The organism is Mycobacterium sp. 2-64 (assembly GCF_035918375.1).
GTDB lineage: Bacteria > Actinomycetota > Actinomycetes > Mycobacteriales > Mycobacteriaceae > Mycobacterium > Mycobacterium intracellulare.
Genome location: NZ_CP142361.1, coordinates 3,571,733 through 3,584,531, shown reverse-complemented (window position 1 = coordinate 3,584,531; position 12,799 = coordinate 3,571,733). Strand labels below are relative to the sequence as shown.

Annotated in this window: 7 protein-coding genes; 6 read left to right on the top strand and 1 reads right to left on the bottom strand. The window is 69.9% G+C overall.

What is annotated here, in order from left to right:
* Positions 1-37: 37 nt before the first annotated feature.
* Together QGN31_RS16725 and QGN31_RS16720 are read left to right on the top strand one after the other, a co-directional pair.
* Complete coding sequence (locus QGN31_RS16725) at positions 38-898, top strand: LysR family transcriptional regulator (RefSeq protein WP_014941686.1); 861 nt, start codon at positions 38-40, stop codon at positions 896-898.
* A 306-nt stretch (positions 899-1,204) separates the two neighbouring features.
* Positions 1,205-2,272, top strand: coding sequence for a 3-deoxy-7-phosphoheptulonate synthase (locus QGN31_RS16720; protein ID WP_009955698.1), 1,068 nt, complete (start codon positions 1,205-1,207; stop codon positions 2,270-2,272).
* A 139-nt stretch (positions 2,273-2,411) separates the two neighbouring features.
* Here the strand turns inward: QGN31_RS16720 and QGN31_RS16715 are convergent, their stop codons facing one another.
* The gene (locus QGN31_RS16715) at positions 2,412-4,049 is read right to left on the bottom strand and encodes a (2,3-dihydroxybenzoyl)adenylate synthase (RefSeq protein WP_014384379.1); all 1,638 of its coding nucleotides are present in this window, start codon (positions 4,047-4,049) and stop codon (positions 2,412-2,414) included.
* 94 nt (positions 4,050-4,143) lie between these two features.
* On the opposite strand from QGN31_RS16715, the gene QGN31_RS16710 reads away from it, so the two are divergent.
* Genes QGN31_RS16710 through mbtD form a run of 4 tightly spaced genes read left to right on the top strand, consistent with a single transcriptional unit; the run spans position 4,144 to position 12,798 of the window.
* Positions 4,144-7,647 carry a non-ribosomal peptide synthetase gene (locus tag QGN31_RS16710; protein ID WP_014941687.1) on the top strand — a complete coding sequence of 1,168 codons (3,504 nt, stop codon included), beginning with the start codon at positions 4,144-4,146 and terminating at the stop codon, positions 7,645-7,647.
* An 8-nt stretch (positions 7,648-7,655) separates the two neighbouring features.
* Positions 7,656-8,426, top strand: coding sequence for a thioesterase II family protein (locus QGN31_RS16705; protein WP_008255555.1), 771 nt, complete (start codon positions 7,656-7,658; stop codon positions 8,424-8,426).
* 5 nt (positions 8,427-8,431) lie between these two features.
* The gene (locus QGN31_RS16700) at positions 8,432-9,751 is read left to right on the top strand and encodes a beta-ketoacyl [acyl carrier protein] synthase domain-containing protein (protein WP_014941688.1); all 1,320 of its coding nucleotides are present in this window, start codon (positions 8,432-8,434) and stop codon (positions 9,749-9,751) included.
* A complete protein-coding gene (mbtD, locus tag QGN31_RS16695) occupies positions 9,751-12,798 on the top strand; it encodes a mycobactin polyketide synthase MbtD (RefSeq protein ID WP_014941689.1) in 3,048 nt (1,015 codons plus the stop codon). The genes QGN31_RS16700 and mbtD overlap by 1 nt, the downstream gene beginning before the upstream one ends.
* Position 12,799: the final 1 nt, after the last annotated feature.

Genomic DNA, 12,799 nt, shown 5'->3' with positions numbered 1-12,799 from the left:
TTGATATGGCTGATGACTTTGGCCTTATGGAGGACGGATGACGACGTTGTCGCAGCTCAAGACGTTTATTGCGGTGGTCGGCCAGGGCGGCTTCACGGCGGCGAGCCGACGGCTGGGGCTCTCGCAGCCGGCCGTCAGCCGCACGGTCGCCACCCTCGAAAGGGAATTGGGGTTGCCGCTGTTCATGCGCCGCCGGGATGGCCTCGCGTTGACCGAAGCCGGAGCCGTTGCGCTGACGCATGCGCGGGAAGCGGTGCGGCAGTTGACGTTGATGCGCACCGAAGTCGCCGGATTGGCGGGCGACATCACCGGGACGCTGAGTCTGGCCAGTCTGCCGACAGCGACCGCCACGCTCATCGCGCCGCAACTAAGGACCTTCGCCCGGCGGCATCCGGCCGTCACCATTCGGCTGCTGGAGGGGAGCAAGGAAGAAATCTTGGACTGGCTCGACCAAGGCGCCGCCGAAGCCGGTGTGGTCAGCTTGCCGAGCAAGGGCCTCGACGCGGCGGCACTCGGCGTGCAAGAAATGGTCGCGGTGGTGCCGGCCGACAGCCGGCTGGCGGCCAAGGACATCGTCACCTACGCCGACCTGGCCAAGGAGCCTTTTGTTCGCGGCACCGGCGGCTGCGCCGATGTGTTCATGCCGATTGCGCGGCGGCAGGGCATCGAATTCGACCTGGCCTTCGAAGCCCGCGAGATCGGGGCGACGCTCGAAATCGTGCGAGCCGGGTTGGGCGTGAGCATCCTGCCCAGCGCCGGCCTCCCCGAGCTGCCCGGTGTCGTAGTGCGGCCGCTGTTGCCCCTGACCGAACGGCGTCTGGGCATCGCGGTGTCCGCGAGTGCGTCGGCGCCCGCACGGGCTTTTCTCGACCAGATCGCCGCACTCGATGTGGATTAGGCTCGGTGACAACGGCTTTGCGGTCGCACATGGCTTCACGCCTGTCTGGGGCCCTCGGATGCCGTAACGGGCTGTCAAGTGGTCGAGCCCCACGTGGTATGTTCGCCGTCGTGAACATCGGCGTGCGCGCGTATTGGCGCTTTATCGAGGCTCCGGGCGGAGCCGGCGATGAGGCGTCTGGTTGACGCACCCGCACGACTGAGACCCGGAGCCCAGCAGTGACCACACGGTCGCTGCTTTTCGCTTTTCAGGGCATCGGGAACCAGCGGCGTGCCCTGGCAGCCAACACAGAAAGACACACCCACCATGTCCCTCACCGACGTCACCACAGCTGTCGACACGTCCGACCATCGGATCGTCTCGTTCCGAGAACTCTCGGCTCCGGCCGCGATTCGCACCGAACTGCCACTGACACCCGCGCGCGCCGAGGCCGTCCAGCGCGACCGCGACGAGGTGTCGGCGATCCTGGCCGGCCACGACGACCGCCTGCTACTCGTGGTCGGCCCGTGCTCGGTGCACGATCCGGCCGCCGCGCTCGACTACGCACACAGGCTCGCCCCGCTTGCGACCCGGTACGCCGAACGGCTGAAGATCGTGATGCGGGTCTACTTCGAAAAGCCGCGCACCACCGTCGGGTGGAAGGGGCTCATCAACGACCCCGCCATGGACGGCAGCTTCGACGTGGAACGTGGGATCCGCACCGCACGAGGGTTGCTGCTCGACATCATCGACGTCGGCCTCCCGGTGGGCTGCGAATTCTTGGAGCCCACCAGCCCGCAGTACATCGCCGACGCCGTCGCCTGGGGCGCCATCGGCGCGCGGACCACCGAGTCGCAGGTGCACCGCCAGTTGGCATCGGGGCTGTCGATGCCGATCGGATTCAAGAACGGCACCGATGGCAACATCCAAGTCGCCATCGACGGCGTCAAAGCTGCGGCGGCGCCCCACCATTTCTTCGGGACCGACGACGTGGGCCGCGCGGCCGTCGTCGAGACCATGGGCAATCCCGACTGCCACGTGATCCTGCGGGGCGGTACCGCCGGCCCGAATTACGATGCGGCCTCGGTGGTCACGGCCATCGAACGGCTGCGCAAGGTCGGGCTGTCCGAGCTGGTCATGATCGACTGCTCACACGCCAACTCCGCCAAAGACCACGTGCGACAGGCGGAGGTCGCCGCCGAGGTGAGCGCGCGCATCGCGGCGGGCGAGCGCGGCATCGCCGGCCTGATGCTGGAGAGCTTTTTGGTGGCCGGCGCCCAATCGCTCAGCGGCGAACTGACATACGGCCAATCCGTCACCGACGCCTGCATGGACTTCGCGACCACGGCGGAATTGCTGGCGAAGCTTTACGCGGCGATGGGTGATCGCGGGTAGGTGGCCCTGAGGCGGACAGGGCCGCGCCGAGTGTGGGGCCTAGGCACGGATTTGGTTCATTTTTCGTCCATACACTCGGTGAACCCAGCGCCCTTGCAAACCAACTAGTGATCGCGGCTACCATACGCACGGCGTGGTGCTAGCGCGCCGAAATCTGGCCGGCGATCGCCTTTTTGTCGATCTTGCCGATCGGCGTGGTGGGCAGCGTGGTCATCGGAACCAAGACGTCGGGACGCGCGTGCGCGGCCACGCCACGCCCGTCGAGGTAGCCGTTAAGCTCCGCGAGCGATAGCTCAGGGCCGTTGAAAACGATTGCCGCACAGATCTTCTCGCCCAGATAAGGGTCGGGGAGCGCCACCGCGGCCGCCGAGAAGATCGCCGGGTGGCTGTGCATCTGCTCCTCGAGGTCCGCCGCGGAGATGGTTTCGCCGCCGCGGCAGATGACGTCTTTGACGCGGCCGGTGACCACGACGTAGCCGTCGTCGGTGATCCGGACCAGGTCACCGCTGCGGAAGAAACCTTGCGCGTCAAAGCAGCGCTCGTTGTCGCGCTCGGCGCGAAAGTAGCCGTTGAACGTGTAGGGTCCGCGGACCAGCAATTCGCCTTCCTCGCCGGGGGGCATGGGCTCACCGGCCGCATTGACGACGCGCAGTTCGTCGGCGGCGGACAACGGCCGGCCCTGCGTGTGCTCGGTGAGTTCGGGCGGATCGTCGGGGCGCGTGTAGTTCAGCAGCCCCTCGGCCATCCCGAACACCTGCTGCAGGCCCGGCGTCAAGGCGGTGCGCACGAGGCGGGCGTCCTCGGGCTCCAGCTTGGCCCCACCGACTTGTAAGAGCCGCAAGGTTTTTGGAGTCACCGGTTCCCACTCGCAGGCCTGCGCCCACAGTTTGGCCAGGGCCGGCACCAGGGCGGTGACCGTGACGCCGTGGCGGTCGATGGCGGCGAAGGCCGCCTCGGGGCTGGGATCGGTGCCGAAGACGGTGGTGGCGCCCACCGTCATCGCGCCGAGCAGGCCGGGACAGGCGAGGGGAAAATTGTGACCGGCCGACAGCACCGCCAGATAGACGTCATCGCAGGTGAGCCGGCAGAGTTCGGCGCTGGCCGTCGCGTTGAACACGTAATCGTCGTGGGTGCGGGGGATGAGCTTGGGTGTGCCCGTGGTCCCGCCGGAAACCAGAAGCAGCGCAGGCGATCCCGGGTCGGCCGAGGACGGCGGGCCGGGCGCCTGCTCGCACAACTGCGCCCACGAGGTGAACGGCCCCGGATCGCCGTCGACGATGACGTGCCGCAGCGTTGGGTGTTCCTCGATGAGGCCGAGCGCCATCGTGCGATAGTCGAAACCCGCCGCGGTATCGGCGATCAACAGACCGGTGGCCGCGCTGACCGCGGCGAAATGCCCGAGCTCGGCGGCCCGGTGTCCCGGCAGGCACATCACCGGGACCGCCCCCGCCCGCAGCAACCCGAACAAGGCCACCGCGAACTGGCAGCTGTTCGGCAACTGCAGCAGCACCCGGTCGCCCGGCGCGATACCCAGTGCCCGCAGGCCGCCGGCCGCGCGGTTAGCCTGGTCGTCGAGGTCCGCATAACTGAAGCCGGTACCGCCCACGGCGTCGCGCACCGCGGTTCGATCGGGCCACTGCCGAGCCGCGTCGGTCAGGATCGTGTCCAGCGTCCGTCCAGCCCAATAGCCGGCCGCCCGATAGGCGGCGGCGCGATCAGCGGGGAAGGGCACGAACCCGTCGAGGACTCCGGCCGGCGGCGTTGTGTTCGGGGTCATGGCTCCTTAGACGGGGCTTAGTAGCGGGGATGCACGGAGTAAGGATAGGGTAACCAAAAAATTAGGGCAGCCTGTGCTAATTCAGGGAGGGTCTGTGGTGCACGCCCCGGCACGCTCGGAGGACATCCGGGCGGAGGTGGCCGAACTCCTCGGCGTCGACGTCGATGCAGTTCAGCCGGGTAGCAACCTCATCGGTCAGGGCCTGGACTCGATCCGGATCATGACCCTGGCCGGACGCTGGCGCCGCCAGGGCATCGCGGTCGACTTCGCCACGCTCGCCGAAACGCCGACGGTCGAGGCCTGGGCGGAATTGGTCAACGCCGGCAAGCCGAGCGCTGATCGGCCGGCCGAGCCCGCCGATGCACCCGCGGACGCTGGGCGGTCCGGGGAGGACGAGCCCTTTTCGCTGGCCCCGATGCAGCACGCGATGTGGGTCGGCCGCCAGGAAAACCAGCAGCTCGGCGGCGTCGCGGGACACCTCTACGTCGAATTCGACGGCGGAGGAATCGATCCGGAACGCCTGCGCGCCGCGGCCACCGCGCTGGCACGGCGCCATCCGATGCTGCGGGTGCGGTTCCTGCCCGACGGCACCCAGCGCATCGCCCCGGCCGACGAGTTCGGCCCCTTCCCGGTCCACGTCGAGGACCTGCGCGAGCGGAGCACCGGCGAGGCCGACCGGCGGCTCGCCGCCATCCGCGCCGCCAAATCACACCAGCAGCTCGACGGCGCGGTGTTCGAGCTCGCGGTGACGCTGCTGCCGGCCGAACGGTCGCGGCTGCACGTCGACCTGGACATGCAGGCCGCCGACGCGATGAGCTACCGCACCCTGATGGCCGACCTGGCGGCGCTCTACCTCGGCCGCGACCTGCCCGAACTTGGCTACACCTACCGGCAGTACCGCCACGCCATCGAGGCCGAGGACGCGCGGCCGCAACCGGCCCGCGACGCGGACCGCGCCTGGTGGGCGCGGCGCCTTCCCGAGCTGCCAGACCCGCCCGCCCTGCCGACCACCGGGGGCCGCGCCGAGAACCAAAGCACCCGGCGCTGGCACTGGCTGGACCCGCACACCCGCGATGCGCTCTTCGCCCGCGCCCAGGCCCGCGGGTTCACCCCGGCGATGGCGCTGGCCGCGGGGTTCGCCAACACCTTGGCGCGCTGGTCGACCACCTCGCGCTTCCTGCTGAACGTCCCGCTGTTCGGGCGCCAGGCGCTGCACCCGGATGTCGACTCCCTGGTCGGTGACTTCACCTCCTCGCTGCTGCTCGACGTCGACCTCACCCGCGCGAACACCGCGGCGGCACGGGCCCAGGTGGTGCAGGACGCGATGCGCACCGCCGCCGCCCATTCGGCCTATCCCGGTTTGGCGGTCCTTCGTGACCTCAGCCGTCATCGCGGCACCCAGGTGCTCGCGCCCGTCGTCTTCACCAGCGCGCTCGGACTCGGCGAGCTGTTCAGCTCCGACGTGACCGGCCAATTCGGCACACCGGGATGGATCATCTCCCAGGGGCCGCAGGTGCTGCTGGACGCGCAAGTCACCGAATTCGACGGCGGCGTCCTGGTGAATTGGGATGTGCGCGAAGGCGTCTTCCCCGCCGGCGTCATCGACGCGATGTTCGCGCATCACATCGACGAGCTGCTCCGGCTGGCCTCCGCCGACGAAGCCTGGGAGGCGCCGGGCCCCCCGGCGCTGCCCGAGGTTCAGCGCGCGGTACGCGAGGCGGCCAACGGCCGCACCGCCGAACCGAGCGGAGAAGCCTTGCACGACGGGTTCTTTCGGCAAGCCGAGCAGCGACCCGATGCGCCGGCGGTCTTCGCCAGTTCCGGTGACCTCAGCTACGCGCAGCTTCGCGACCAGGCGCTGGCCGTGGCGGCCGCGCTGCGTGCGGCCGGCGTCACCGCCGGGGACACCATCGCGGTGATGGGCCCCAAAACCGCCGAGCAGATTCCCGCGCTGCTGGGCATCCTGTCCGTCGGTGCCGTCTATCTGCCGATCGGCGTCGACCAGCCACGCGACCGCGCCGAGCGCATCCTCGAGTCCGGCGGGGTGAGCCTGGCCGTGGTGTGCGGAGGACAACGCCTGTCCATGCCGGTGCCCGAGGTGGTGCTCGCCGACATCCTCGGCGGCGCGCCCGCGAGCACCGAGATCACTTCAGCGAGAGTCGATCCCGCCGCGCTCGCCTACGTGTTGTTCACCTCCGGCTCCACCGGCGAACCCAAAGGCGTCGAGGTTACCCACGACGCGGTGATGAACACCGTGGAATTCATCGGCCGCCACTTCGACATCGGCCCCGCGGATCGATGCCTGGCCCTGTCGACCCTCGAGGGCGACATCTCGGTCATGGACGTGTTCGTCACCCTGCGCACCGGCGGCTCCATCGTCGTGGTCGACGAAGCCCAGCGACGCGATCCCGACGCCTGGGCCCGGCTCATCGACGCCCACCAGGTGACCGTGCTGCATTTCATGCCCGGATGGCTCGAGATGCTGGTCGAGGTCGGCCGCGGGCGGCTGTCCTCGGTGCGGGTGGTGCCCACCGGAGGCGACTGGGTGCGCCCCGAGGTGGTGCGCCGGCTGCGGGCCGAAGCCCCCAACCTCCGGTTCGCCGGCCTCGGGGGAGCTACCGAAACCCCGGTGCACAACAGCATTTTCGAGGTGACCGAGCCGATACCCGACGACTGGACGGCGCTGCCGTTCGGCGTCCCGCTGCCCAACAACGCCTGCCGCGTCGTCGACGACACCGGCGCCGACTGTCCCGACTGGGTGCCCGGCGAGTACTGGGTGTCCGGCCGCGGCATCGCGCGCGGCTACCGCGGACGCCCCGATCTCACCGCCGAACGCTTCGTCGAACACGACGGCCGAATCTGGTATCGCACCGGCGATCTGGTCCGCTACTGGCCCGACGGCACCCTCGAATTCGTCGGCCGAGCCGACCACCGCGTCAAGATCAGCGGGTACCGCGTCGAGCTCGGCGAGGTCGAGACCGCGTTGCGGCGCGTGCCGGGGGTGCGCACGGCGGTGGCCGCGTTGATCGCCGTGTCCGGCGAATCCGATGTGCTGGCCGCGCAGGTGTGCGCGGACGATGCCTCCGTGACCGCCGAGGGAATCCGGCAGGCTCTCGCCGACCTCGTTCCCGCGCACATGATTCCGCGCCACATCACGGTCGTGGAGCGGATCGGTTTCACCGATGCCGGAAAGCTCGACCGGCGCGCCGTGGCGCGCGAATTGGAAAGCGCCGTTTCGCAATCGCAGCGGCCGGGCCACCGCGCGCCGTCGACGCCACTTCAATCCGCGCTCGCCATGATCGTGGGCGACCTGCTCGGCCGCCAGAACATCGGTATCGACGACGACTTCTTCGCCCTCGGCGGTGACTCGGTGCTGGCCACACAGGCGGTGGCGCGAATTCGGGCCTGGCTGGACGCGCCGGACATCATGGTCGCCGACATCTTCGCCAACCGAACCGTGTCGGCGCTGGCCGCGGTCCTCGGGGCCGGTGAGCGCGACCCCGGCCGGCTTGACCAGGTCGCCGAGCTATATCTGGAGGTTATCGGCATGGACGCCGAATCGGTTCTGGCGGCCTCTCAGCAACCCGCGAAATCGTAAACGGTGCAATGACATTGAATAATCTGATCACCGTGTCTTCCACGTTCCCGTCCTGGATCAAGCTGACCCGGGGCCGCAACGACGGGTCGGCGGACCGCCGTGCGGGCGCCACGGTGGTATTTCCGCATGCCGGTGCGGCCGCCGCGAGCTATCGGGTGCTGGCGGCGGCGCTGGCCGCCGGTGGCGACACCTACGTCGTGCAGTATCCACAGCGGGCCGACCGCCTCAGCGAGCCCGCACACGAAAGCGTGCACGACCTGGCCGCCGGCCTCTTCCAGGCCGCACCATGGCCCAGCGTCGCACCGCTGACGTTGTTCGGCCACAGCATGGGTGCCGTCGTCGCCTTCGAATTCGCCCGCGTCGCCGAGACGCACGGTGCGGCCGTCCGCAAACTCTGGGTATCGGCGGGTCCGCCGCCGTGCGTCGTCGCCGACATGCCCGAACTGCCGACCAGCGACGACGGGCTGCTGGCGGACATCGCCGATTTGGGCGGCACCGACCCGGAACTGCTTGCCGACGAAGAGTTCTCGGAACTACTGACCACCGCGGTGCGCGCCGACTACGAGGCCTTCAACCGCTACGACCCGAGCCCCGACGTCCGCATCGGCGCCGACATCCACGTGTTGGGTGGACATGACGACCACCGCATCGGGACCGGTGTGCTGCGCCAGTGGGAAAAACACACCGCGGGATCCTTCGCCGTGTCGCTGTATGAGGGCGGGCACTTCTACGTCTACGACCATGTCGACGCGGTCGCCGCGCAGGTGAATGCCGGGTGATACCGATGTCGAACGATGCGTATGACGCCGAGAGCGTCGACCCCGTGGTGATCGTGGGAATGGGTGTCGAGGCGCCTGGCGGCATCGAAAACGCCGAAGGTTACTGGGATCTGCTGGTGCACGGCCGGGAGGCGCTGGGACCCTTTCCCACCGACCGCGGGTGGGCCGTGCGCGAACTGCTCGCCGGCTCGCGCCGCAGCGGTTTCAAGGAGATTCACGATCGCGGTGGATTCCTCAGCGGGGCAACCACATTCGACCCGGAATTCTTCGGCATCTCGCCCCGCGAGGCCGTGGTGATGGACCCGCAGCAGCGGGTGTCGCTCCGCGTGGCCTGGCGCGCCCTGGAAAACAGCGGCATCAATCCCGACGACCTTGCCGGCCACGACGTGGGGTGCTTCGTGGGCGCCTCCGCCACGGGCTACGGGCCCGAGATGGCCAGGTTCTCCGAACACAGCGGCCATCTGCTCGCCGGGACCGCCCTCAGCGTCATCTCGGGCCGCATCGCCTACACGCTGGGATTGGCCGGCCCGGCACTGACCCTGGATTCCTCGTGCGCGTCCGCGCTGGTGGCCTTCCACGTCGCGGTGCGTTCCCTGCAGAACGACGACTGCGACATGGCCATCGCGGGCGGGGTCAATGTGCTCGGCTCACCGGGGTTCTTCGTCGAGTTTTCCAAACAACACGCCCTCTCCGATGACGGCTACTGCCGCCCTTACAGCGCGCAGGCCAGCGGAACCGTGTGGGCCGAGGGGGCGGCGATGTTCGTGCTGCAACGCAAATCGGCCGCGGTGCGCGCCGGCCGCCGGATCCTGGCCGAGGTGCGCGCCACCGCCATCAACCAGGACGGGCGCAGCGCCGGGCTCAGCGCCCCCAGTGGCGACGCCCAGGTCCGCCTCTTCCAACGGGCCATCACCCAGGCCGGGATCAAGCCCGCCGAGGTGGGCATGATCGAGGGGCACGGCACCGGCACCCGGCTCGGCGACCGCACCGAATTGCGCTCGCTGGCACAAACCTACGGCGACACCGAGGCCGGCGCCGGGGCGCTGCTGGGGTCGGTGAAGTCCAACGTGGGCCACTCGTTGGCCGCCGCCGGCGCGCTGGGACTGGCCAAGGTGCTCGTCTCCGCCGAACACGGGGCCGTCCCGCCCACGCTGCACGCCGACAACGCAAGCCCCGAAATCGACTGGGACAAACAGGGTTTGCGGCTGGCGCAGACCCTGACACCGTGGCCCGCGACCGACGGGCAGCGCATCGCCGCGGCGTCCGCATTCGGGATCGCCGGCACCAACGCGCATCTGATCGTCTCCGTTCCCGAGGTCGCCTGATGCTCACCCATCATCTGCCGGACGGGCGCATCCCGGTGCTGCTCAGTTCCCACGACCCGGAGCTGATCCGCCGGAACGCCGCGGCGATCCTCGATTACCTGGGCCGCATCGACTCGCCGAACGCGACCGCCGCGATCGCATCCACCCTGCTGCGGCTGCGGCGCCCCCGCCGGCACCGCGCCGTGCTGCGCGCGGCCGACGCCGCCGAGCTGGCCGCCGGGCTGGCGGCGATCGCGCGGGGCGAGGAACACGAGCTGGTCACGCACTCCGCGAAGACCACGCCGCCGCGCATCGCGTTCGTGTTCCCCGGCCAGGGAAATCAATGGCAGGCGATGGGCGCCGGCGCCTACCGGGAGCTGCCCGCCTACCGGGAGGCGGCCGACCGGTGCGCCGAAGAGTTCGTCGTCGCCGGATTCGCCTCTCCGCTGCCATATCTGGTGGGGGAGGAAGAGCGTAGCTGGTCACGTCCCGAAATTCAGGGAGCGCAGTTCACCCACGCGGTCAGCCTGGCCGAGGCATGGCGATGCTGCGGTGTGCTGCCCGATATCGCCATCGGCCACAGCCTCGGCGAGGTGGCGGCGGCCTATGTGGCGGAGGCGATCTCGCTGCCCGACGCCGTCGCCCTCGTGGTCGCCCGCGCCACCGTGGTCGGCCGGCTGACGGGCCGCTACGCGATGGCTGTGCTGGGCGCCGGCCTCGACGTCGCCGAGTCGCTGCTGGCCGAGGCGCCCGGCTGGGTGGAGGTCTCGGCGGTCAACGGCCCGTCGTCGACCGTGGTCGCCGGCGATCACGACGCGGTGGCCGCCGCGGTGCGCCTGGCGCAACGGCGCGACGTGTTCACCCATCAACTGTCCGTCGACTATCCGGGCCACACCAGTGCGCTGCGGCCATTGCGTGCCAGCCTGGCCGAGCTGACGCCGCGGTCGGCGTTCCGGGACGGGCCGGTGCGCTTCGTCGGTTCCACCCGCGGTGCCGAGTTGGGCGAAGGGACCGATTTCTCGGACTATTGGTATGAAAACCTCTGCGGCACCGTGCGCTTCGATCTTGCCGTGCAGTACGCCCGCGCCTGCGGGGCCGACACGTTCGTGGAGCTCTCGGCGCACCCCTCACTGCTCTATCCGCTGGGCGACATCGTCGGCGACGAGTCGGTTGTCGTCGGCTCGGGCCACCGCGAGCGGCCGGTCACCGAGTCGCTCTCGGCGAGTATCGCCACGGTCGCGACCGCCGACCCCGGCTGCCGGTGGGCCGATGCCGTCCCGAACGCTGATCAGCCTCCGCTGCGGGGCTTCCCGAACGCGCCGATGCGCGCGGTGCACCTCTGGGCGGCGCCGGAACGAGTGACCGAAGCGGCCTCACCGTCCGCGCCGACCGTGGCCGTCGAGGACTGGCAGCACGCCACCTCGCACACCGTTGCGACACGTCCCGACATCGGCTTCTTCGGTACGGACGCTCTCGCCCGTTCGCTCGCCGATGCCGTTGCGGCGCAAGGCGACTGCCGCGTGGTGGCACCGAACGAGGCGGAGGTCCTGGCAATCGTGGCGCCGCGTCTCGACGAGCACGACGCCACGGCCGCCATCGAGCAGATCGCCGCCCGTCCCGATGCCGGCCTACCCGACTACCCCGCGCTCATCGGGCCGCGATGCCGGGCCGTCTGGCTACTGACCGTCGGCGCCGAACAGGTCGATCGAGACGACACCAACCTCTCGCCGGCGCAGGCGGCCCTGGCGGCGATGCATCGCAGCGTCGGGTTCGAATTCCCCGACCAGGCCTTCGGACATCTCGACCTCGAGCGGGCAGATGTGGACGCCGCGACCGCGCGGGCCGTCGCCGACGCGCTCTCGGGCGAGGCGGCCGAGGTGGCGTTGCGGGGCGGCGAGCCGCCGCTGAGCCATGTTCGAAGCCACGTACGGACATTCCGCGAATGCCGCGAATCGGCGACCAGCCGGGCCCTCGACGCCGCCGCCCTGGACGACGTGGTGATCACCGGCGGCAGCGGGGCGATCGGCCTGCAGTACGCGCGGTACTGCCTCGAACGCGGGGCGCGGACCGTCACCCTGTTGAGCCGCACCGGCGTGGACCCGGCCGCGCTGCGCGAGCTCGCCGACGGCCACGGCGCCGAAGTGCGTGCCCCGCAATGCGATATCACCGACCGCGCCGCGCTGGCCTCCGTGGCCGCGACGCACGCGGGTTCGGGGGCGTCGCTGCTGATCCACACCGCGGGCATCGCGCAGGCACGCTCGCGCGCCGACCTCACCGGTGTCGATGTCGCGGCCGTGTGCGACGCCAAGGTCCGCGGTTTGGCGCTGATGGCCGAGGTTTGGCCGCTGCGGCCGGACTGCCGAATCCTCGCCTGCTCGTCGGTGTTCGGGACCTGGGGCGGCTACGGCCACGCGGCCTACGCGGCGTCCAACCGGATGCTCGATGTGCTGGCCGCCCAGCTGCGGGCCGACGGCCGCGACTGCACGGCAATCCGGTGGGGGCTGTGGCAGGGCGCCGGTGTGGTGGTCGGCAACGAGATCACCCGCACCGAACGCTCGGGCCTGGTGGCGATGGAGCCGGAGGCGGCGATCGAGGCCAGCCTGCACCGCTACGACGGCGACCCGCTGATTTTCGACGCCGACTTCGACCGGCTGCAGGTGTTCTTCGAAAGCCAGGGAATGCCAATGCCGTTCAGTGCTTCGCACAGCGGTGACGGCGGCGCAAAAGAAGACGTCGCCGTCGCGAAGCCGCTCGCCGAGGTGGTACGGGCCGAATTGGCCGCGACGCTGCATCTGGGTGATTCGCTGTCGATCGACCCGGGCACCTCCCTGATCGACCTTGGGGTGGACTCGTTGCTCGCCCTCGATTTGCGTAAGCGGCTGCGGCGGACGGTCGGGAACTCGGTTCCGGTGGCGCGCATGCTCGGCGGCATCACCGTCAACGAGCTGATCGACGCGCTGCGCGCCGACTCACCCGGTGGCCCCACGCCGCCGCCCATCGAGCGCACCGGCGCCGCCAACGGTGCGCACCACTCAACGCTCGCGATGCTCGAAAGGTTGGACTCCTAGC